The organism is Gulosibacter sp. 10, assembly GCF_900163695.1.
In the GTDB taxonomy this organism is placed as follows: domain Bacteria; phylum Actinomycetota; class Actinomycetes; order Actinomycetales; family Microbacteriaceae; genus Gulosibacter.
Genome location: NZ_FUIC01000045.1, coordinates 34,769 through 56,551, shown reverse-complemented (window position 1 = coordinate 56,551; position 21,783 = coordinate 34,769). Strand labels below are relative to the sequence as shown.

Sequence of the window (21,783 nt, the reverse complement as noted above, 5' to 3'; positions counted from 1 at the left end):
CCTCTCAGCTAGAGCGCAAGGCCCTGCTGGAGCTTCTCTTGCACCTCGTCCTGGTCGACGAAGTTGTCGACCACGACGACGGGGGTGTCGATGTCGCCCAGCTGGTCGGCGAGCTCGCCGCTGGTCATGACCAGGTCGGCGCTCGCGGCCGCGCCCCGGGCGGAGGAAATATCGGCGGCTTCCACATCCGCGTCCACGCCGAGGGCCTCGAGGGCGTTGTCGATGTTCATCTTGAGCAGCACGGACGTACCGATGCCCATGCCGCAGACGGCGATGATCTTCATGGTTCTCCTTCTTCGGTTGTGCCCCTGTCGGGGCGGTGCCGAGGCTATTCGCCGAGCAGCGCGGCTCGGATCTCGGCGGGGTCGGTGGAGGCGCGCAGCCGCGCGAGGGTGTCGGCGTTCGCGAGCACGCCCGCGAGCTTCGACATGACCTGGATGTGGGCGTCGTGGTCGCGCGAGGCTAGGCCGACGACGAGGTCGACGGGGTCGTTGCTCGCGCTGCCGAACTCGACGGGCTCGGCGAGCGTGACCCAGCTGAGGCCGGTGCGCCTGACCGCCTCGGAGGGGCGCGCGTGGGCGAGCGCGAACCCGGGGGCGATGACCATGTAGGGGCCGAGCTCCTCGACCGCGGCGATCATCGCGTCGGTGTACTCGTCGGTGGTCGCGCCGCTCGCGACGAGCAGATCTCCGCTCGCCCGGACGGCATCGCGCCAGTCGGCCGCCCCGGCCTTGAAGGCGATCGCGGATTCGGGAAGAACATCGTGCGTCATGAGCCGTCCTTGGGTCTGGAGACCAGCGATGAATTGCTTTCATTTTACGCCCGGCACCCTTCGAAACCCCAGGGCGATTCGGCGACCCCACCCGGGTGCCCGGTTCATGGGACAATGCTCGTACCATGCCGATCAAGCCCAATATCCTGCAGCCGCTCGCGACTCCCGCCGAGCGCATCCGCAACTTCTGCATCATCGCCCACATCGACCACGGGAAGTCGACGCTCGCCGACCGCATGCTGCAGCTGACCGGCTCCGTCGAGGAGCGCGTGATGCGCGCGCAGTACCTCGACAAGATGGACCTCGAGCGCGAGCGCGGCATCACCATCAAGTCGCAGGCGGTCCGGATGCCGTGGCACATCGCGGGCGAGGACTTCATCCTCAACATGATCGACACCCCGGGGCACGTCGACTTCTCCTACGAGGTCTCGCGCTCGCTCGCGGCGTGCGAGGGCGCGATCCTGCTCGTGGACGCGGCGCAGGGCATCGAGGCCCAGACGCTCGCGAACCTCTACCTGGCGCTCGAGAACGACCTCGAGGTCATCCCGGTGCTGAACAAGATCGACCTCCCCTCGGCCGATCCCGACCGCTACGCGGCGGAGATCGCGAACCTCATCGGCGGCGAGCCCGAGGACGTGCTGCGGGTCTCCGGCAAGACCGGCGCCGGCGTCGAGGCGCTGCTCGACCGCATCGTCGACCGCATCCCCGCGCCCGACGGCGAGCTCGACGCCCCCGCCCGCGCCATGATCTTCGACTCGGTGTACGACACCTACCGCGGCGTGGTCACCTACGTCCGGGTCGTGGACGGGGCCCTGAGGAGCGGCGAGAAGATCCAGATGGTCTCGACCGGCGCCTCCCACGACCTGCTCGAGCTCGGCGTCTCGGCCCCCGAGCCGCGCCCCGCGGACGGCCTCGCGGTGGGGGAGGTCGGCTACCTCATCACCGGCGTGAAGGACGTCCGCCAGTCCCGGGTGGGCGACACGGTCACGACCGCGCGCAAGCCCGCCCAGGAGGGGCTCGAGGGCTTCGTGGAGCCGAAGCCGATGGTGTACTCCGGCCTCTATCCGATCGACGCGGGCGACTACCCGGACCTGCGCGAGTCGCTCGACAAGCTCAAGCTCGAGGACGCCGCGCTCAACTACGAGCCGGAGACCTCCGTCGCGCTCGGCTTCGGCTTCCGGGTCGGCTTCCTCGGCCTCCTGCACCTCGAGATCATCACCGAGCGCCTCTCGCGCGAGTTCGACCTCGACATCATCACCACGGCGCCCAGCGTCACCTACGACGTGCAGGTCGAGGACGGCACGGTGCACCACGTCACGAACCCCTCCGAGTTCCCGGAGGGCAAGATCGACGAGATCCGCGAGCCGATCGTGCGCGCCTCGGTCCTCGTGCCGAAGGAGTACATCGGCAAGGTCATGGAGCTGTGCGAGAAGCGCCGCGGCAGCCTCATCTCGATGGACTACCTGTCGGAGGAGCGCGTGGAGCTGCGCTACACCCTCCCGCTCGGCGAGATCGTCTTCGACTTCTTCGACCAGCTGAAGTCGCGCACCCAGGGCTACGCGTCCCTCGACTACGAGCCGGTGGGCGACCAGGCCGCCGACCTCGTGAAGGTCGACATCCTGCTGCAGGGCGAGAAGGTCGACGCGTTCAGCGCGATCGTGCACCGCGACAACGCCTACTCCTACGGCACGATGATGGCGGAGCGGCTGCGCAAGCTCATCCCCAGGCAGCAGTTCGAGGTGCCCATCCAGGCCGCGATCGGCGCGCGCATCATCGCGCGCGAGAACATCCGCGCGATCCGCAAGGACGTGCTCGCCAAGTGCTACGGCGGCGACATCTCGCGAAAGCGGAAGCTGCTGGAGAAGCAGAAGGAGGGCAAGAAGCGGATGAAGATGGTCGGCCGCGTCGAGGTGCCGCAGGAGGCCTTCATCGCGGCGCTCTCCGGGGACACGGAGAAGAAGGGCGACAAGAAGAAGTAGGTCGCGGCCGTGGGCGCCGACGCCTTCGCTTGCTAGCGTCGTCCCTATGCGATTCGGCACCGATTTCGGCACCACGCGCTCCGTGGTGGCCGCGGCAGACCGCGGCAACTACCCCATCCTCACCGTGGACGACGCGGACGGCGATCCGCAGGACTACATCCCCACCCAGATCGCCCTCGACGAGGGGCGCATCGTCGCCGGCTGGGACGCCGTGCGGCTGGGCGAGGAGGGGCTGCCGGTGGCGCGCTCGTTCAAGCGCCTGCTCGCGGCCCCTGGCAGCACGGCGCAGACGCCCGTGCGCATCGGGGAGGACCGGGTCGCGCTCGGCGACGCCGTGACGGCCTTCGCCGAGCACGTGGCCGGGATCATCCGGCGGCACCCGCTGGCCGCGGATTCGGCGGACGAGCCGATCCGCGCGGTCGTGGGCGTGCCGGCGAACGCGCACAGCGGCCAGCGGCTGCTCACCCTCGACGCCTTCGCCCGGGCCGGCATCGAGGTGCTCGCCCTCGTGAACGAGCCCAGCGCGGCGGCCTTCGAGTTCACCCACCGCTACCCGCGGGGCATCAACTCGAAGCGCACCTCCGTGGTGGTCTTCGACCTCGGCGGCGGCACCTTCGACACCTCGATGGTGCGGGTGGCCGGCACCGATCACGAGATCCTCCGCACACGGGGCATCAACCAGCTCGGCGGCGACGACTTCGACGAGGTCCTGGCCTCGCTCGCGAAGAGGGCCGGGGGACTCGAGCACGACGCGATGGGGACCAGGGCCCGGGCACGGCTGCTCGACGAGGCGCGCAGCGCGAAGGAGCGCATCGCCCCGCAGTCCCGACGCATCTTCCTCGAATTCGGGGACACCGACATCACCGTGCCGGTGGAGGCGTACTACGAGGCCTGCGAGGGGCTCGTCGAGCGCGCGATCGGCGCCGTCGGGGAGCTGCTCGGCGAGGAGCCCGCCGAGCAGCTCGCGGGCTCCGAGGTCGCCGGCGTGTACCTCGTGGGCGGCGCCTCCGGGCTCCCGCTCATCCCGCGCATGCTGCGGGAGCGCTACGGACGCCGGGTGCACCGCTCGCCGTACCCGGCCGCGTCCACCGCGATCGGGCTCGCGATCGCGGCCGATCCGGATTCGGGCTATGCGCTGCGGGACCGCATCGCGCGGGGCATCGGCGTGTTCCGCGAGCACGACACGGGCCGCCGAGTCGGCTTCGACGCGCTCATCGAACCCGGGACGCCGCCCGACGAGCGCGGCGAGCTCGTGGTCCGCCGCCGCTACCGGGCCGCGCACAACCTGGGCTGGTTCCGCTTCGTCGAATACGCCGCGCTCGACCCGGCGGGGGAGCCCACGGGGGACCTCTCGCCGCTCGTCGAGCTCCTCGTGCCCTTCGACCCGGCGCTGCGGGACGCGGACGACCTCCGGCGCGTCCCGGTCGTGCGCCGCGAGGGCGGCCCCCTCGTCGAGGAGACGGTGCGCATCGACGCGAACGGGATCACCTCGGTGCGGGTCGAGGACCTCGACACGGGATACGCGGTCGAGGCCGAGGCGCGCAGCGCGGAGGAGCGTCGGCCGCGCGGCCGCCGGCTCGCCGCCGGGCGCGGCTAGCGGGTGGTCGCCAGCGGGGCGTTCCGCCGCACGCCGACGACGTCGTGCGCGGGCCGACCGGCGAGCCGGCCGCGCTCCTCGAAGTGCGTGAGCAGGCGCCCCTCGAACCGCGGGGCGAACCCGCCGCGCTCGGGCTGCTCGTCCGCGGGGTCGGGGCGCTCGCCGCGGTGCGGGTTCTCGAACCAGGCCGAGTCCTCCACCACGTCGCGCATCTGCCAGGCGTAGTTCTCCCAGTCGGTGGCCATGCGCCAGACGCCGCCGGGCTCGAGCACGCCGGCGGCCGTGTACGTGAACACGTCGCTCACGAGCCGGCGCTTGCGGTGCCGCGCCTTGCGCCACGGATCGGGGAAGAAGGTCCACAGCTCGCGGGCGCGCGGGTTCGCCGCGTTCGGGTGGGCCGGGTCCGGCCGGCCGGTGGCGATCCCGGTGCCGTCCACGCCCACGCCGACCCCGCCCTGCACCGCGCGCTCGTCCTCGCGCACCTCGAGACCGAACACGACCGGCAGCGCCTGGGCGACGTCCGCCTCGATCACCCGCACGTTCTCGAGCCCGTTGCGGGCGAAGTTGCCCACGCACTTCGCGACGCCCGGATGCCAGGCCTCGAACGCGAGGAAGTCCCAGTCGGGATGCTCCTTCGCGGCGTGGGCGAGCTGCTCCCCGTTGCCGGGGCCGATCTCGACGACGAGCGGGGCCTCCCGCCCGAACTCGGCGCGCAGGTCCACGACGGCCCCGGAGGAGACGGTCGCGGTCGCATCGCCCTCGGGGAGGTCGATGATGTACTTCGGTCCGAAGCGCTCGAGATTCTCCTCGTAGTCGCGCGCCATGCGGGTGTGTCCGCGCATGGAGAACGACCGGATGCGGAAGCGCTCGCGGGCCTGCGCGTTCGAGCGCCCGGCCTCGTTCGATGTAGTCATTGCTCCCTATTAAACCCCGATGAGCGGTACCCTGGACGAGTGACTGTGAACAATCCCTTCGGCCAGGTGCTCGTAGCGCTCATCACCCCCATGGATCACGACGGCGAGGTCGCGTGGGGCGATGTCGAGCGTCATGTCGACTCGCTCGTCTCGCAGGGCGTGGACGGCGTCGTCATCTCCGGGACCACCGGGGAGACCTCGACGCTGACGGACGACGAGAAGCTCAAGCTCATCAAGGTCGCGAAGGACGTCGCGGGGGACCGCGCCCGGATCATCCAGGGCGGGCCGTCGAACGAGACCGCGCACGCCATCCAGCTCGCGAAGCAGTCCGAGGACGCCGGCGCCGACGCCATCATGGCCGTCACGCCGTACTACAACAAGCCCACGCAGGCGGGGCTGCTCACGCACTTCCGCATGATCGCGGACGCCACCGACCTGCCCATGATCCTCTACGACATCCCCGGACGGGCCGGCGTGCCCATCAGGTACGAGACGATCCTCCGGCTCGCGAAGCACCCGAACATCCTCGCCGTGAAGGACGCCAAGGGCGACCTGGCCGAGGTCTCGCGGGTGCTCAACGAGACGGATCTGCTCTACTTCTCGGGGGACGACCCCATGGTGCTCCCGGCCATGTCGATCGGCGCGAGCGGGCTCATCGGCGTCACCGCCAACATCGCCCCGCAGCCGTACCGTACAATCGTGGATGCAGTCAACCGCGGCGACCTCGCCGCAGCCACCGCCGAGCACCGGCTTCTCGAACCGCTTGCGCGCGCCACCATGCGCCACATCCCGGGAACCGTCTCGACCAAGTACATCCTGCACGGTCTCGGCCGCATCTCGTCCCCCCGGGTACGGTTGCCGCTCGTCGGGCCCGAAGACTCCGAGGCCACGCTCATCGAGAACGACCTCGCGCAGGTGCACGGTCTCGCCGGCGTCGACTTCACAAATTTCCGCCCCGATCGGAACGCGGCCGCAGGCGGCGCGCTCCCGAAGATCGCCGGCACCACCCGCTAGCAAGACGCCGCGAGGCGGTGCCGCCAAACTGACAGGTACTGAATGACCGATACGTCCACCAAGGAATCTGCGAAGCAGAACCTTCCCAAGCTCAAGCGCGATGCCATGCGCATCATCCCCCACGGGGGCCTCGGCGAGGTCGGCCGCAACATGACCTCCTTCGAGATCAACGGCAAGATCCTCATCATCGACTGCGGCGTGCTCTTCCCCGAGTCCACGCAGCCGGGAGTCGACCTCATCCTGCCCGACATCGAGTCGGTCATGGACCGGCTCGACGATGTCGTCGGCATCTTCCTGACCCACGGCCACGAGGACCACATCGGCGGCGTGCCGTACCTCCTCAAGCGCAAGCCCGACATCCCCCTCATCGGCTCGAAGCTCACGCTCGCGCTGGTGGAGGCGAAGCTGCGCGAGCACCGCATCAAGCCCTACACGCTCACCGTCGCCGAGGGCGACGTCGAGGAGTTCGGCCCCTTCCGCTGCGAGTTCATCGCGATCAACCACTCGATCCCGGACTCGCTCGCGGTGCACGTGTCGACGAAGGCGGGCTCCTTCATCCACACGGCCGACATCAAGCTCGACCCCACGCCGCTCGACGGCCGGCTCACCGACCTGCGCGCCTTCGGCCGCCTCGGCGAGCAGGGCGTCGACCTCTTCCTGTGCGACTCCACCAACGCCGAGATGCCGGGCCACTCCGGCAGCGAGATGAGCGTGGCCCCGGCCATCCACGAGGCGGTGCGCACCGCCACGGGGCGCGTGGTCGTCTCGAGCTTCGCGAGCCACATCCACCGCGTGCAGCACGTCATCAACGCCGCCGTCGCGAACCGACGCAAGGTCGCGCTGGTCGGCCGCTCGATGACCCGCAACATGGGCATCGCGCTCGACCTCGGCTTCCTCGACGCCCCCGAGGGCACGCTGGTCGACTACAAGAAGGCCCTCGGCATGCCGAGGAACAAGGTGGTCTTCATCTGCACCGGCTCGCAGGGCGAGACCCTCGCCGTGCTGAACCGCATCGCGCAGCACGACCACGCGATCGAGGTGGGCGAGGGCGACCGCGTCGTGCTCGCCTCCAGCCTCGTCCCCGGCAACGAGGTGCCGGTGTCGAACATGATCAACAACCTCATGAAGTCCGGCGCCGATGTGGTGCACAAGGGCAACGCCCGCGTGCACGTCTCCGGTCACGGCTTCGCCGACGAGCTGCTCACCTGCTACAACGTGATCAAGCCGAACTACGCAATGCCGGTGCACGGCGAGTACCGCCACCTCGTGGCGAACTCGCGCATCGCCGCATCCTCGGGCGTGCCCGAGGACCACATGGTGATCACCGAGAACGGCGGGGTCATCGACCTCGTCAAGGGCGTGCCGCGCAAGGTCGCGGACATCCCGGTCGGCTTCGTCTACGTCGACGGCAAGACCGTCGGCTCGGTCACCGAGGACGACCTCAAGGACCGCCGCACGCTGTCCGAGGAGGGCTTCATCTCGATCTTCGCCGTGGTCAACCCCACGGACGGCAGCATCGTCGCCGGCCCGGAGCTGCACGCCCGCGCCTTCGCCCCCGACGACCGCGTGTTCGAGCCGCTGGTGCCCCAGGTGCGCAAGGCGCTCGAGGACGCGCTCGCCGACGGCGTGCGGGACAAGTACCGCCTCTCGCAGGCGGTTCGCCGCGTGGTCGGCCGCTGGGCCGGCACCAAGCAGCGCCGCCGGCCGATGATCGTCCCGGTCGTGACGTTCTCGAACTAGCGCTCCCGCCGGTGGGCGCGCGGATTCGGGGCACTCCGCGAGATGTGCCCGCGCCTGCGCGCCCGCACCGGTAGCGTATTGACCATGTCTAACTCGTCGCCGAAACGCGCCCAGAACCGGAACGCGGGCACCAAGACCGGTGCCCGCGGCCAGTCGGGGAAGTCGTCGGGCAAGACCGACACCAAGGTCCAGCTGAGCGTCGAGGAGCAGGCGCTCGGGGCCCGCGCCTGGAACGGCTTCGCCCACGCCATCGGCGGGGGAGCCCGGGCCATGGGCCGCGAGCAGCTCGCGGCCGAGGACCGCCGCGACTCCTTCCCGACGGTGCTCATCCTGCTCGCGATCGTCGGCGCCGTCATGGTCTGGTTCTTCCCGGGCCACGGCTTCGCGATCGCCATGAACGCGTTCACCTTCGGCGGTCTTTTCGGCGTGGTCTCCTACGCCATGCCGGTCGTCCTCATCGCCCTCGCCCTGTGGCTCTTCCGGCACCCCTCCTCGGTGTACGACAACGGACGCGTCATGACGGGCCTCGCCCTCGCGCTGTTCAGCGTGTGCGGCATCTGCCACCTGCACGGCGGCGAGCCGGAACCCGCTCAGGGCATGCCGCTGCTCGCGCAGGCGGGCGGCATCTTCGGCTGGATGGTCGGCGGGCCGCTCGGATTCCTCATCACGAAGATCGGCGCCACCGTCGTGCTCGCGCTCGTATTCGTGCTGTCGCTGTTCGTGCTCACGAAGACGCCGCCGCGGCAGCTCCCCAACCGGGTCCGCGAGGGCTGGAACTGGCTCGTCGGAGCCGACGCCACGACGGCGGATGCGGGCGAGAAGGCCGAGCGGAAGGCCGCCGACAAGGACGGCGGCCGCTCCGGCTCGGACCGCGAGGACGACCGGGTGCCCTGGTGGCGCCGCAACGAGTCCGGTCGAGAGGTGGACCCCGCCTACGACACGCCGCTCGTCGACCCCGAGGATCGCGAGGGCGCCGACGCGATCACGGAGCTGCTCGACGAGGCCGAGACGCAGGTGCTGCCGCAGACCGGCAAGGGCCGCGGGAAGCAGCGTCGGCAGGCGGCCGCGCAGGACGGGGCCCCGGCGCCGGACGACCACCCCACCGAGGTGATCGGCGGCGCGGATGCGCCGACCGCGCAGATGCCCGCCGCGCCCGCCTCGACGGAGCCGAGCGAGGCGGACGCGCTCGCCGCGGTGGAGGAGGACGAGACCGCCCACTGGGATACGCGCGCCGACGACGAGGAGGCGGGCGAGTACGTCCTGCCCTCGCAGACCTTCCTCAAGCGGGGCGCGCCCGCCGCGACGAGGACCGAGGCCAACGACGAGATCATCGAGGCCCTCAACCAGACGTTCGCCTCCTTCAACGTGGACGCCAAGGTCACCGGCTTCTCCCGGGGCCCCACCGTCACCCGCTACGAGGTCGAGGTGGCGCCCGGCACCAAGGTCGAGAAGGTCACGCAGCTCTCGAAGAACATCTCCTACGCCGTGCGCTCGAACCAGGTGCGGATCCTCTCGCCCATCCCCGGCAAGTCCGCGATCGGCGTCGAGATCCCCAACACCGATCGCGAGGTCGTGCAGCTCGGCGACGTGCTCGCCTCGCAGAAGGCGGTCAAGGCGACCCACCCCATGACGATCGGCGTGGGCAAGGACGTCGAGGGCGGCTTCGTGCTCGCGAACCTCGCGAAGATGCCGCACCTGCTCGTGGCCGGCTCCACGGGCTCCGGCAAGTCGAGCTTCGTGAACTCGATGATCGTGTCGCTGCTCACCCGCTCCAAGCCCTCCGACGTGCGCATGGTGCTCGTCGACCCGAAGCGGGTCGAGCTCACGCCGTACGCGGGCGTCCCGCACCTCATCACCCCCATCATCACGAACCCGAAGAAGGCCGCCGAGGCGCTGCAGTGGGTCGTGAAGGAGATGGAGATGCGCTACGACGACCTCGAGAACTTCGGGTTCCGGCACGTCGACGACTTCAACGCCGCGATCCGCGCCGGCGAGGTCCAGGTGCCAGAGGGGTCCAAGCGCAAGCTCAAGCCCTACCCCTACCTGCTCGTCGTGGTGGACGAGCTCGCCGAGCTGATGATGGTCGCCCCGCGCGACGTCGAGGACTCGATCGTGCGCATCACCCAGCTGGCCCGCGCGGCCGGCATCCACCTCGTGCTGGCCACGCAGCGGCCCTCGGTGGACGTGGTCACCGGCCTCATCAAGGCCAACGTGCCCTCCCGCCTCGCATTCGCGGTGACCAGCTCCACCGACTCCCGGGTCATCCTCGACCAGGTCGGCGCGGAGGCGCTGATCGGGCAGGGCGACGGCCTGTTCTCGCCCGCGGGGCAGAAGCCGATCCGCGTGCAGGGCGCCTGGGTGGACGACGGCGAGATCAACCACGTCGTCTCGCACGTCAAGGCGCAGGCCCAGCCCGAGTACCGCACCGACGTCACGGCCCCCGCCGAGAAGCGCGAGATCGACTCCGACATCGGCGACGACCTCGAGCCGCTGCTCGCGGCCGCGGAGCTCGTCATCACCTCGCAGTTCGGGTCGACCTCGATGCTGCAGCGCAAGCTCCGCGTCGGCTTCGCCAAGGCGGGCCGGCTCATGGACCTGCTCGAATCGCGCGAGATCGTCGGCCCCTCGGAGGGCTCCAAGGCGCGCGACGTGCTGCGAACGCCCGAGGAGCTGCCGCAGGTGCTCGCGATGATCCGCGGCGACGAGCCCCCGGCCCCGCAGGCCGCGCCGCAGGGCGGCGGCGACTACGACGACGGCCCCGCCGACCTGGTGACCGAGCAGTACGAAGGGCTCGAGGTCGTCGAGGGCGAGGAGGACGAGGACGCCTGGGGCCTGACCGGGCGCGACTAGCGGAACGACGATGACGGGGAAGAATCGAGCGATGACGTGACCGAGGCGAAGCGCATCTGGCGCCGGGGGGACGGGCCGGTGAGCGCGTGGGCGGTGCCGAACATCATCACGATGGTGCGCATCCTGTTCGTCCCGGCCTTCGCGTGGGCGATGTTCGCGGACGCCGGGCAGGACGGGCCGTTGCGGTGGGCGGCGTTCGCGCTGTTCGTGGTCGGGATCTCCTCGGACGCGATCGATGGGCACCTCGCCCGCAGCCGCAACCTCATCAGCGACCTCGGGAAGATCCTCGACCCGATCGCCGACAAGGCCCTCACCGGGGCGGCGCTCGTGGTGCTGTCCATCCTCGGCGAGCTGCCCTGGTGGGTGACCGGGCTCATCCTGCTGCGCGAGCTCGGCATCACCGTGTGGCGCCTCGTCGAGGTCCGTCGCATCGTGCTCCCGGCAGGGCGCGGCGGCAAGCTGAAGACCGTCGCCCAGGCGGTGGCGATCTCCCTCGCCGTCGCACCGCTGACCGCGATCCTGGGGGACTGGTTCGCGTGGGTCGACACGGCGACGATGTCGATCGCGTTCATCCTCACGATCTGGTCAGGTATCGACTATCTCGTGCGGGCATACTGGCCTCAGCAGGGCGAGCGATGAGCCGCTACGGCCGTCCGACCTCGTAGGAGCGCAACCATGGTGACACCGAACCCCTTCGGCTCGCGGTTCGAACCGGCCGATCACGGCACGAAGCTCTCGGACGCGAACCTGATCGCGCCCATCACCGCCGACGACGAGTCGCAGCGCCAGGCGGTGCCGGCGCAGCCGCCCCGGCCGCCGGCGCAGTCCGACCCGCCGCCGGCGCCCGCGCGCACGGAGCCTCCGGCGCCCCCGGCCCAGGCCGATCCCGCGGTCGATGCGGGACTGCCGCCCCTGCCACCGGTCGCGAGCACGACGAACGCGCCGGCGGAGGCCACGGTGGAGCTCGCGAACCTGCTGCTCGGCGCCGGGCTGAGCATCGCGGTCGCCGAATCGCTGACAGGCGGCGGGCTCGCGGCCGAGCTCGTCCGGGTGCCCGGCATCTCCGAGTCGTTCCGCGGCGGCATCGTCGCCTATCAGAACGAGATCAAGCACTCGCTGCTCGACGTCGACTCGCGCGTGCTCTACGAGCACGGGGCGGTGCACCCGGAGGTCGCGCGGCAGATGGCCGCGGGCGTGCGGGAGAAATTCGTGATGGACGACCGCCATGCCGACATCGGGGTGTCGACCACCGGCGTCGCGGGACCGGGGCCGGCGGAGGACAAGCCGGCCGGCACGGTCTTCATCGGCGTGAGCTCCCTCTGGGGCGAGCACGTCGCGACGCTGGACTTCTCGAACCTCGTGCGCGAGGACGACCCCGTCGGCTCGCGGCAGCGCATCCGGTTCGCGACGATCGAGGCGGCGGTGTTCAACGTCGTCGAGCACCTCGCGACCTACGCGGAGACATGATCCGAACGGCTCGGGCGCACCCGGTGCGGACTTCTCGGGGAACGGGAATGATTTCTGTCGGGGGCGGGTTATACACTGCATCAGCCCCTACCGACGTACCACGAAAGGGAGGTTCCGTATGGTGCTAGTCCGACACGAAATGGGAGAGGTGCTTCGGAACGTCCGTCTCCGCAAGGGCGCTACGCTCCGGCAGGTGGCAGGGCGCGCGTCCGTCGCTCTCGGCTACCTGTCCGAGATCGAGCGCGGCCAGAAGGAGGCGTCGAGCGAGATCCTCGCCTCGGTGGCCGAGGCGCTCGAGACGCCGCTGTCGCAGATCTATCACGAGGTGGGCGACCGGCTCGTGGTGCACGAGGGCCTCGAGCAGCGCGAGCAGCGCCTCGCCGGCGTCATCCCCGACACGGTTCCCGACGACATCCTGAACAGCCCCCGCGAACCGATCGCCGCGCACTAGCGCGACGCACCGTCAGCCGAGCCCCCGCCGCCGATTCCGGCGGCGGGGGCTCGTCGTCGCGCCGGCGGGCGTACCATTGCCGGATGCGATTGAGCGAGTTCCAGCGTGCGGTCACCGACGAGTTCGGCGAGGTCTACGGCGAGAGCGTCGTGCGCGATGTCGTGCTGGACCGCCTCGGCGACCGCACCGCGAAGCAGGCGCTCGACGCGGGCGAGGACGCCCGCCGGGTCTGGGAGGCGCTGTGCACGGCCATGGACGTGCCGAAGGATCGCTGGTACGGGGTCGGCAGGCTCGACCCGCGGCGCGATTCCTGAGCGGACGGCGTTTTTGTTCTGACACGCCACACCGGCTCGCTCGAACGACTGTTCGAGACGGTGTAGTGTCGTGCACGTGGGTTGTGGAGACCCGGTCATCCCCATGGCGACGCCCCGTCGGAGCCGATGTCGGTGGCCGGCCCTACCTTGGTGGGCAACAGGTCGAAACCAACCCGCACGCCTTGTCCGAGCGCTCCGCATCAGCGCAAGACAGCCTGTAGGCGACAACACCCGCAACGCAAGGAGCCGATCATGGCCGCACCCAAAGACCGCGAAAAAGCACTGGAATCCGCACTCACCCAGATCGACCGCCACTTCGGCAAGGGGTCGGTCATGCGCCTCGGCAGCGAGGAGCGCGCACCCATCGAGGTGATCCCCACCGGCTCGATCGCGCTGGACGCGGCGCTCGGCATCGGCGGCCTCCCGCGCGGCCGCGTGGTCGAGGTCTACGGGCCCGAGTCCTCGGGCAAGACCACCGTGGCGCTGCACGCCATCGCCAACGTGCAGGCGCAGGGCGGCATCGCCGCCTTCGTCGACGCCGAGCACGCGCTCGACCCCGAATACGCCAAGAAGCTGGGCGTGGACATCGACCAGCTGCTCGTGTCGCAGCCCGACACGGGCGAGCAGGCGCTCGAGATCACGGACATGCTGGTCCGCTCGGGCGCGATCGACCTCATCGTCATCGACTCGGTGGCGGCGCTCGTGCCGCGGGCCGAGATCGAGGGCGAGATGGGCGACTCGCACGTCGGCCTGCAGGCCCGCCTCATGTCGCAGGCGCTGCGGAAGCTCACCGGCGGGCTGAACCAGACCAAGACCACCGCCATCTTCATCAACCAGCTGCGCGAGAAGGTCGGCGTGTTCTTCGGCAGCCCCGAGACGACCTCGGGCGGCAAGGCGCTCAAGTTCTACGCCTCGGTCCGCCTCGACATCCGCCGCATCGAGACCCTCAAGGACTCGGGCGACGCGGTCGGCAACCGCACCCGGGTCAAGGTGGTGAAGAACAAGATGGCCCCGCCGTTCAAGCAGGCGGAGTTCGACATCCTCTACGGCCACGGCATCTCCCGCGAGGGGTCGCTCATCGACTACGGCGTGGAGCACGGCATCGTGAACAAGTCCGGCTCCTGGTTCACCTACGAGGGCGACCAGCTCGGGCAGGGCAAGGAGAACGTGCGCCGGCATCTCCTCGACAACAAGGACCTCGCCCGCGAGATCGAGGAGAAGATCCAGGTCAAGCTGGGGCTGCGCGAGGGCGAGCCCGAGCCGGTCGTGGATGAGGAGACCGGCGAGATCGTCGAGCTCGGAGCCTGATGGCCGAGGAGCACGAGGATCTCGCGAAGGTCATCCCGTTCCCGACGGCGAAGCCTTCCGACCCCGCAGCCGCGTCGACCGCTCAGGAGGAGCGGTTGGCGCGGCTGCGCGCCGATATCGCGGCGACCGAGGCGGAGTACGCGCCGGTCGCCGCGGCGCCGGGCGAGGAGCCGGTCGAGGTCTCGGTCGAGAGCGCGATGGACGAGGCCGCCGAGCTGCTCGTCCGCGCTCTCGCGCGAAGCCCGAAATCGGAGCGGGAGGCCGATCGTCTCCTCGCGGAGCAGACCGACCTCGAACCGCTCGAACGGGAGCGGGTCGTCCACCGGATGATCGACCTCGGCTACCTCGACGATGCGCGTCTCGCGGAGCAGCTCGCGACCGGTTCGCTGAGCCGGAAGGGGCTCGGGCGGGGCGGCATGAGCCGAGAGCTGCAGCGCCGGGGCATCCCGGAATCCGTGGCGGAGGCGGTACTCGCCGAGTTCGGCGGGGACGAGGAGTACGAGCGCGCGCTCGAGCTGGGCGCCGACCGGGCGCGCAAGCTGCGCGGCGTCGACCGCGAGGCGGCCCGCCGCCGGCTGTACGGCTTCCTCGCCCGGCGCGGGTACGGCGGCGACATTGTGGGCCGCGTCGTCCGCGAGCTGCTCTCCTGAACGCCGCGTCCCCGGCCTAAGCTGGTGGGCGATCCCGATCGTCGATGCAGAACCGAGGTGCAGACAGTCCGATGTCCGCTTCTTCCGAGGGGCGCCGCGGCATCGCCCGCACGCTCGGCGATCGGCTCCTGCCCCGAGCCTCCGACTACCGACCGTTCGCGCGGCACTGGCGGGTCGACATCACCGCGGGCATCACGGTGGCGATCGTCGCGCTGCCGCTCGCCCTCGCCTTCGGCATCAGCTCGGGAGTCTCCGCCGCGGCGGGACTCGTCACGGCGGTGGTGGCCGGTCTCGTGGCCGCCGTCTTCGGCGGCTCGAACGTGCAGGTGTCGGGGCCGACCGGGGCGATGGCCGTGGTGCTGGCCCCGGTGGTCGCCGTGCACGGAGCCGGGTCGGTCCCGCTGCTCGCCCTCATGGCGGGGATCCTGCTGCTGTTCATGGGTCTGCTCGGGCTCGGCCGCGTCGTCTCCCTGATCCCCTGGACCGTCGTCGAGGGGTTCACACTCGGCATCGGCATCATCATCTTCCTCCAGCAGGTGCCGATGGCCTTCGGCACCACCGCGACGATCGGCATGAACCCGGTGCTCGCCGCGGGCGAGTCGATCGGGCGGGCCGACTGGTCGGTCGCGTGGCAGACCCTCCTGGTGGTCGCCGTCACCTGGGCGCTCATCCTCGTGCTGCCGCGCGTGCACAGGGCGATCCCGGCCAGTCTGATCGCGGTGGCGGCGGCCACGGCGCTGGTCGTGCTCGTCGATATGCCCGTCCCCCGTATCGGCGAGCTGCCGACGGCGCTTCCCGCCCCCTCGATTCCCGCGTTCGATCTCGGCTCGCTGAGCGCGCTCATCGCGCCGGCGATCTCGATCGCGCTCCTCGCGGCCATCGAATCGCTGCTCTCGGCGCGGGTCGCCTCGCGGATGGCCGACACCGGTCACTACAACCCCGATCGGGAGCTCAGCGGGCAGGGCCTCGCCTCGATCGCCTCGGGCCTCTTCGGCGGGATGCCCGCCACGGGCGCCATCGCCCGCACCGCGGTCAACGTGCGATCCGGTGCGCGCAGCAGGGCGAGCGCCATCGTGCACGCCTTGATCCTGCTCGTCGTGATCTACCTCGGGGCCGCTCTCGTCTCCGAGATCCCGCTCGCGGCGCTCGCCGGCGTGCTCATGGCCACGGCCATCCGGATGGTGTCGCCCCTCACGATCAAGGCCGTCATGCGCGCGACGCGCGCCGACGCCCTGATCTTCTTCGCGACGGCCGGGATCACCGTGGCGTTCGACCTCATCGTCGCCGTGGAGATCGGTCTCGTGGCGACGGCGATCTTCGCGCTCAAGCATCTCGCGGACCAGGCCGGGGTGCGACGGGAGGAGCTCCCCGGCGACCGCGTGGAGGGCGATGAGCGGATCGCGCTCGTGCGCATCGACGGCGCCATGTTCTTCGGCGCCGCCGAGCGGCTGCGACGGCAGTTCGAGGATCTCACCGGCATCGAGGTGGTGATCATCAGGCTGTCCCACCTCAGCGGACTCGACGCGACCGGCGCGAACGCCCTCGTCGAGATCATCGAGACTTTCGAGCAGCGCGGGGTGACGGTGCTCATCAAGGGCCTGCACCCGCGCTATCAGCAGGTCGCCAAGGCGCTGGGCGTCTATGACGCGCTGCGCGACGAGCGCCATGTCCGGGCTTCGCTCGAGGACGCCGTCGACCACGCCCGGAGCCATATCCGCAGGGGACCATGGCGGGCACCCGGAGGCGGGCGCGAACCGGAGCCCGCGGACTAGCGCCCGCGCGCCGATCGGTCGCCTCGCCCGCGCGGGTGATGCGCGCCCGCGGGGTACCCCGGATACTGGGGGCATGGTCACGATCGGCGGGATCGCGGGCGGCGAGGCCCGGATCGGCGGCAACGGCGCGCTCGTCGCCGCCGCGGTCGTCCTCGTGCTCGCGATGCCGCTCACGCTGGTCACCCTCGTGGAGGGGACGGCGCAGCCGCTCGACCGGGCGGCGTTCGCGTGGATCGTCACGCTCTGCGCGCTGCTGCACGCTACGGCGTTCCTGAACAGATGGGCTCCGCTCACCGCGTTCGTCGTCGGCTCCGCCCTCATGCTCGTCCTGGCGCTCACCCCGATCCCGGAGCTGTCGAGCGCGGCGATGATGCCCTCGAGCCTCGCCTACCTGCCGCTCGTCTGGCGGATGGCGGCGGACGACTCCAGAACGCGCTCGACCGCAGCGCTCGCCGTCGGGTTCGCCGGAGCGGCCCTCATCACCGCCGTCGACGCCGTGCAGGGCGGCGCGCGCGAGCCGCTGCTGCTCATCGTCGAGGCGGGAGCGCTGGCCGCGGGCATCCTCGCCGCGTGGGCGCTCGGCTCGCTCTCGAAGCAGCGGCGCCTGGCCGAGGCCGAGCGGGTCGAGGAGCGCGCCCGCCGTGCCGTGGCGGAGGAGCGCGAGCGGATCGGCCGCGATCTGCACGACATCGTGTCCCACTCGCTCGCCGTGATGATCGCGCAGGCGGAGGCGGCGCGCGTGCTCGCCCGCGGCTCCGGCGCCGACGACGCGCTCGAGAAGGTCGCGGAGACCGGGCGCTCGGCCATGCAGGGGCTGCGCGGCATGCTCCGCGTGCTCGACGATCCAGGGCGGAGGCCGTTGGCGCCGACGCCCGGCATCGACGGGATTCTGGCGCTCGTCGAGCGGGCGCGCAGCGCCGACCACTCGATCCGGCTGACCGTCCGGGGCGATCCGGGCACGGTGGAGCCCGATGCGGGCATCGCGGCCTACCGGGCCGTGCAGGAGGCGCTGACCAACGCCGTGCGGCACGTCGCCCCGCCCCTGCGAATCGACGTCGACATCGCATGGGAGGCCGCCGAAGTGGCCGTGACCGTCCACGACGACGGCGGCAGCGGCGCGAGGCCGGCAACCGGGGGCGAGCAAGCGGGGACCGGGCTCATCGGCATGGCCGAGGGCATCGAGCGGGCCGGGGGAGCGCTCTCGATCCGCCGCGGACGCGGCTGGCGGCTCCGCGTCGTGCTCCCCGCAGCGGAGCCGTCGTGAGCAGCGCCGGACCCCGACCGGTATCGGTGCTGCTCGTCGACGATCAGGACCTGCTGCGCGACGCCCTCGCCACCGTCCTCGGCGCGGACCCGCGCATCCGCGTATCTGGCGGGGTCGCGAACGGCGATGCCGCCGTGGAGCACGTGCGCTCGCACCGCGTGGACGTGGTGCTCATGGACATCCGGATGCCCGGAATGGACGGCATCGCCGCCACCTCCGCGGTGCTGCGGCGCAGTCCCGCCACCCGCGTGCTCGTGCTCACGACGTTCGACCTCGACGAGTACGTGTTCGCGGCCGTTCGCGCCGGGGCGAGCGGATTCCTCACCAAGGACACGCGCCCCGCGGATCTCGCCGACGCCGTCTGCCGGGTCGCCGAGGGCGACGCCGCGGTCGCGCCCAGGGCGGCCGCGTCGCTGCTGCGGCACGTCCGACGCCAGGTGCTGCCGGACGGCGATCCGCTCGCCGTGCTGACGCCGCGCGAGCGCGAGGTCTTCTTGCTCCTCGCGCGGGGCGCGTCCAACGCCGAGATCGGTGCCCGGCTCTTCCTCACCGGCAACACCGTGAAGACCCACGTCCGCGCGGTGCTCGCGGGCCTCGGCCTGCCGGACCGCATCCAGGTGGTCATCTGGGCCTACGAGCACGGCATCATCCGACCGGGCGAGGCGGACGAAGACCACCCGGACGGGTGAGCGCCCTCCGCCCGGACGGGCGAAGACCCGGCGCCCCGGCACGGGCGATCGTCGAGTCATGCATACTCCATCGCAGAACGAACCCCGTCGTCCATCCGTCCCAGAACGCTTCCCAGGCCTCCTCCGGAGCGCGACCGCGCTGGGCGTCGTCGTGCTCGCGACGGCCCTCCTCTGGCTCCTCGCGCCCGAGCACGGCCCCTACGTCGGCGCCCCGCTCCCGCTGCAGGCGCTGCTGGGCTCGCCGGAATCGGGCCCCGCGATCATCGCCGCCCTGCAGGCGCTCGTCGGCGCGGCGACCACCGCCGTCGGCCTCGCCTCGATCGCCGGCCGGACGCCCTCGGCCGCGCTCCTCGGCACGACGGGGATCGCCTCCGGCGCGATCATCGGGATCGGCTTCGTCGGCTTCAACGGCATCGCCGTCTCCGGCTACCTGCTCGCGCTCGCGCTGCCCGTCGCCGTGCTCGCGCTGTCCGCGATCCTCATCGCCCGTCGGCGCGTGCTCGGCGCGCTCCTCGCGGCGCTGCTCCTCGCGCTGGTGCTGCTCGCGATCCTGGGGCCGATCCCGGCAGGCCTCTTCTACGAGCAGGTCGCGACCGCGCTCCCGGAGCGGCTGCTGCCGATGCTCGCGACGCTGCTCTTCGTGCTGTTCGCGGGGGTGTGGCTCCTCTGCGGCGCGCTCGCGGTGCTCCGCGAGCCCGGACGGTTCGGCGCGTTCGTGCGCCGCCATCGCATCGCGATCACCGTGCTGGCCGCCTGCTGCTCCCTGCCCTACGCGATCGCCCGCGCCAGCTGGCTGACGCCGTGGCCGCTCTTCGGCGGGGAGGAGATCGAGCGGGGCGGGGCGACGGTCCTGGCGACCGGGCTCATGCTGGGTGCGGCGCTGCTCCTCGGCGGCGTGCTGACGCTCGGCCTGATCCTGCCCTGGGGGACGACCTTCCCGCGCCTGTTGCCGCGGATCGGCGGCCGGCCCGTGCCGGTGCCGCTGGCGGTCGTGCCCGCGGTCGTCGTGGCGGCGCTGTTCACCGCCGGAGGGGCGGAGTCCCTCCTGGTTGCCCTTGCCTCGTCCGGGACGCTCCCGGTCGCCCAGCTCGCGCTGGTCCTCGTGCTGCCGTTCTGGTTGTGGGGCCCGCTGCTCGGCCTGGCCGCGTGGGGATACGCGCAGCATCGCTCCGCCTCCCCGGAGCCGACCTACTCCTCCGCGGAGGCGTGATCGCGGGCGGGGGCCAGGCGGAGCACCTCGCCCCGCCAGCGCCGGCGCAGCCAGCGGTCGTGGCTCGCGATCACCACAGCGCCGGGGTAGTCGGGAATCGCCCGTTCGAGCTCCTCGGCCAGCGCGAGGGCGAGATGGTTCGTCGGCTCGTCGAGCAGCAGCAGCTCGGGCGGCTCGACGACGAGCGGCGCCAGGGCGACGCGGCGCCGCTGCCCGTAGGACAGCTCGGCGATCGGAACGCCCGCGGCGGCGTCCTCGAGCAGTCCCAGCTCAGCGAGCCCCGGCGCGGAGTCCGGGTGCCGCAGGGCCGCGCGGTACGCGGCCTCGGCGGCGAGCGCGGGATCGGGCCAGGCGTCGTACTGCGAGAGCCTGCCGACCGTGCAGGTCCGGGTGACGGCCCCCTCGTCGGGGTCGACCTCGCCCGCGAGCACCGCCAGCAGCGTCGACTTGCCCGCGCCGTTCGGCCCCTCGACGAGCAGCCGCGAGCGGGGGCCGATCTCGAGGGACACCGGATCCAGTCGATCGCGGACCGCGACCGCGTCGAGTGCGACGAACGGCTCGTCCCCGCCGGCGGGCGCCGCGGCGTCGACGGCCTCCTCGCGGTCGGCGAAGCCGCGGAAGCGCAGCGGCCGGGGTGGCTCGGCCACTGGGGATCGGTCGAGCTCCGCGAGCCGGTTCCGGGCCTGGCGCACCCGGCCCCCGACGGTCTTCGCGGCCCGATCGGCCTCGAACTTCTTGGCGATGCGGCCCTCGCCGCGGGGCTGCTCGGTGTGGAACACCTGCCGGGCGCTCACGCCGATGACGTGCGCGAGGCGGGCCCGCTCGTCCTGCTCCTCGGCGTAGGCCTCGCGCCAGCGCGCGAGATCGCGGTCCCGGGCGAGCAGGTAGTCGCTGAACCCGCCCGTGTAGCGCCGCCCCTGCATGACGCCGTCCCGCGGCCCGCCGGGCCCGAACGAGGGATCGATGTCCACCACGCCGGTCGCGACCGCATCGAGGAACGCCCGGTCGTGGCTCGTGAAGAGCACCGGCCCGGGCCAGGAGAGGAGCTCCCGCTCGAGGAAGGCCACGGCCTCGTCGTCGAGGTGGTTGGTGGGCTCGTCGAGCAGCAGCGCGTCGGGCCGCTCGAGCAGCAGCGCGGCCACGGCCAGCCTGCGGCGCTGCCCGCCCGACATCGCCGAGAGCGGACGGTCCCGGTCGAGCGAGCCGAGCCCGAGCCCCTCGAGGACGGACGCGATGCGGGCGTCCAACGACCAGAGGCCGGCGCGCTCGGCGTCGACGAGCGCCGCCTCGTAGCGCTCCGCGGCCGCTGCCGCCTCGGGCGCGTCCTCGCTCGAGAGCGCGAGGGCCGCGGCCTCGAGCCGGTCGCCGATGGCGCGGACGGGCGCGACCGCGCGGTCGATCGCCTCGCCGAGCCGCAGCAGCGCCGGCTCGGGCTCGAGTTCCTGGGGGAGCAGGGCCGTCGCGGCGGGGCGCCCGACGGCGCCGGAGGCCGATTGGGCGTCGAGCCGGCCGGCGATGAGCTCGAGCAGCGTCGACTTGCCGGAGCCGTTCGCCCCGATCAGGCCGACGCGCTCGCCGGGGCCGGCCGTGAGGCCGACGTCGCGGAGGAGCCGCCGGGTGCCGTGGAGGACGGAGACGCCGTCGAGGACGATGGCCGAAGCGGTGCGGAAGGCGAGTGGGGGCGCCATGAATGTTCCTTGCAGATCGCGGTGGGAGGAGAACACTCAGCGCTGGAACATGCCCGACAGCCTAACCGCAAATACCGGCCCTGCCAATACCGCCGTAGAATTGC

At 71.6% G+C, this 21,783-nt stretch carries 19 protein-coding genes; 15 read left to right on the top strand and 4 right to left on the bottom strand.

Going from position 1 to position 21,783, the window contains the following annotated elements; translation table 11 throughout:
* Nucleotides 1–8 precede the first annotated feature (8 nt).
* Both FM112_RS15025 and FM112_RS15020 read right to left on the bottom strand, forming a co-directional pair.
* On the bottom strand, nucleotides 9–284 hold the full coding sequence (locus tag FM112_RS15025) for a PTS sugar transporter subunit IIB (RefSeq protein ID WP_087009051.1): 276 nt from the start codon (nucleotides 282–284) through the stop codon (nucleotides 9–11).
* A gap of 44 nt (nucleotides 285–328) precedes the next feature.
* Nucleotides 329–772, bottom strand: a complete 444-nt coding sequence (locus tag FM112_RS15020; RefSeq protein WP_087009049.1) for a PTS sugar transporter subunit IIA — start codon at nucleotides 770–772, stop codon at nucleotides 329–331.
* Nucleotides 773–897: 125 nt separating this feature from the next.
* Between FM112_RS15020 and lepA the strand changes: the two genes are divergently transcribed.
* Together lepA and FM112_RS15010 are read left to right on the top strand one after the other, a co-directional pair.
* On the top strand, nucleotides 898–2,751 hold the full coding sequence (gene lepA, locus FM112_RS15015) for a translation elongation factor 4 (RefSeq protein WP_176386855.1): 1,854 nt from the start codon (nucleotides 898–900) through the stop codon (nucleotides 2,749–2,751).
* A gap of 46 nt (nucleotides 2,752–2,797) precedes the next feature.
* A complete protein-coding gene (locus FM112_RS15010; protein ID WP_087009047.1) occupies nucleotides 2,798–4,348 on the top strand; it encodes an Hsp70 family protein in 1,551 nt (516 codons plus the stop codon).
* Here FM112_RS15010 and FM112_RS15005 read toward each other — a convergent pair.
* Nucleotides 4,345–5,262 (bottom strand): tRNA (guanosine(46)-N(7))-methyltransferase TrmB, encoded by a 918-nt coding sequence (locus tag FM112_RS15005; RefSeq protein WP_176386854.1) that lies wholly within the window; start codon nucleotides 5,260–5,262, stop codon nucleotides 4,345–4,347. The genes FM112_RS15010 and FM112_RS15005 overlap by 4 nt on opposite strands.
* A gap of 39 nt (nucleotides 5,263–5,301) precedes the next feature.
* On the opposite strand from FM112_RS15005, the gene dapA reads away from it, so the two are divergent.
* From dapA to FM112_RS14940, 13 genes are all read left to right on the top strand, one after another.
* Nucleotides 5,302–6,276 (top strand): 4-hydroxy-tetrahydrodipicolinate synthase, encoded by a 975-nt coding sequence (dapA, locus tag FM112_RS15000; protein WP_087009045.1) that lies wholly within the window; start codon nucleotides 5,302–5,304, stop codon nucleotides 6,274–6,276.
* A 105-nt stretch (nucleotides 6,277–6,381) separates the two neighbouring features.
* Nucleotides 6,382–8,016, top strand: coding sequence for a ribonuclease J (locus tag FM112_RS14995; protein ID WP_254910535.1), 1,635 nt, complete (start codon nucleotides 6,382–6,384; stop codon nucleotides 8,014–8,016).
* Between the two features lie 84 nt (nucleotides 8,017–8,100).
* Nucleotides 8,101–10,866, top strand: a complete 2,766-nt coding sequence (locus FM112_RS14990; RefSeq protein WP_087009041.1) for a DNA translocase FtsK — start codon at nucleotides 8,101–8,103, stop codon at nucleotides 10,864–10,866.
* A 36-nt stretch (nucleotides 10,867–10,902) separates the two neighbouring features.
* Nucleotides 10,903–11,505, top strand: a complete 603-nt coding sequence (pgsA, locus tag FM112_RS14985; protein WP_254910527.1) for a CDP-diacylglycerol--glycerol-3-phosphate 3-phosphatidyltransferase — start codon at nucleotides 10,903–10,905, stop codon at nucleotides 11,503–11,505.
* A gap of 36 nt (nucleotides 11,506–11,541) precedes the next feature.
* Nucleotides 11,542–12,333, top strand: coding sequence for a CinA family protein (locus FM112_RS17680; protein WP_303394051.1), 792 nt, complete (start codon nucleotides 11,542–11,544; stop codon nucleotides 12,331–12,333).
* A 118-nt stretch (nucleotides 12,334–12,451) separates the two neighbouring features.
* Nucleotides 12,452–12,784 (top strand): helix-turn-helix domain-containing protein, encoded by a 333-nt coding sequence (locus FM112_RS14975; protein ID WP_087009037.1) that lies wholly within the window; start codon nucleotides 12,452–12,454, stop codon nucleotides 12,782–12,784.
* A gap of 83 nt (nucleotides 12,785–12,867) precedes the next feature.
* Nucleotides 12,868–13,098, top strand: coding sequence for a DUF3046 domain-containing protein (locus tag FM112_RS14970; RefSeq protein WP_087009035.1), 231 nt, complete (start codon nucleotides 12,868–12,870; stop codon nucleotides 13,096–13,098).
* 252 nt (nucleotides 13,099–13,350) lie between these two features.
* Nucleotides 13,351–14,406 (top strand): recombinase RecA, encoded by a 1,056-nt coding sequence (gene recA / locus FM112_RS14965; RefSeq protein ID WP_087009033.1) that lies wholly within the window; start codon nucleotides 13,351–13,353, stop codon nucleotides 14,404–14,406.
* Complete coding sequence (locus tag FM112_RS14960; protein ID WP_087009031.1) at nucleotides 14,406–15,056, top strand: regulatory protein RecX; 651 nt, start codon at nucleotides 14,406–14,408, stop codon at nucleotides 15,054–15,056. The genes recA and FM112_RS14960 overlap by 1 nt, the downstream gene beginning before the upstream one ends.
* 71 nt (nucleotides 15,057–15,127) lie before the next feature.
* Nucleotides 15,128–16,828 carry a SulP family inorganic anion transporter gene (locus FM112_RS14955; RefSeq protein WP_087009029.1) on the top strand — a complete coding sequence of 567 codons (1,701 nt, stop codon included), beginning with the start codon at nucleotides 15,128–15,130 and terminating at the stop codon, nucleotides 16,826–16,828.
* 73 nt (nucleotides 16,829–16,901) lie between these two features.
* On the top strand, nucleotides 16,902–18,092 hold the full coding sequence (locus FM112_RS17620) for a sensor histidine kinase (protein ID WP_254910526.1): 1,191 nt from the start codon (nucleotides 16,902–16,904) through the stop codon (nucleotides 18,090–18,092).
* Entirely contained in the window at nucleotides 18,089–18,781 is a 693-nt protein-coding gene (locus FM112_RS14945; protein ID WP_254910525.1) for a response regulator transcription factor, read from the top strand. Before FM112_RS17620 ends, FM112_RS14945 begins: the two co-directional genes overlap by 4 nt.
* A 58-nt stretch (nucleotides 18,782–18,839) precedes the next feature.
* Nucleotides 18,840–19,991 carry a hypothetical protein gene (locus FM112_RS14940; protein WP_140400719.1) on the top strand — a complete coding sequence of 384 codons (1,152 nt, stop codon included), beginning with the start codon at nucleotides 18,840–18,842 and terminating at the stop codon, nucleotides 19,989–19,991.
* On the opposite strand, the gene FM112_RS14935 is transcribed toward FM112_RS14940, so the two are convergent.
* Nucleotides 19,970–21,679, bottom strand: a complete 1,710-nt coding sequence (locus tag FM112_RS14935) for an ABC-F family ATP-binding cassette domain-containing protein (protein ID WP_087009021.1) — start codon at nucleotides 21,677–21,679, stop codon at nucleotides 19,970–19,972. The two genes, FM112_RS14940 and FM112_RS14935, sit on opposite strands and share 22 nt — an antisense overlap.
* Between the last annotated feature and the right edge of the window lie 104 nt (nucleotides 21,680–21,783).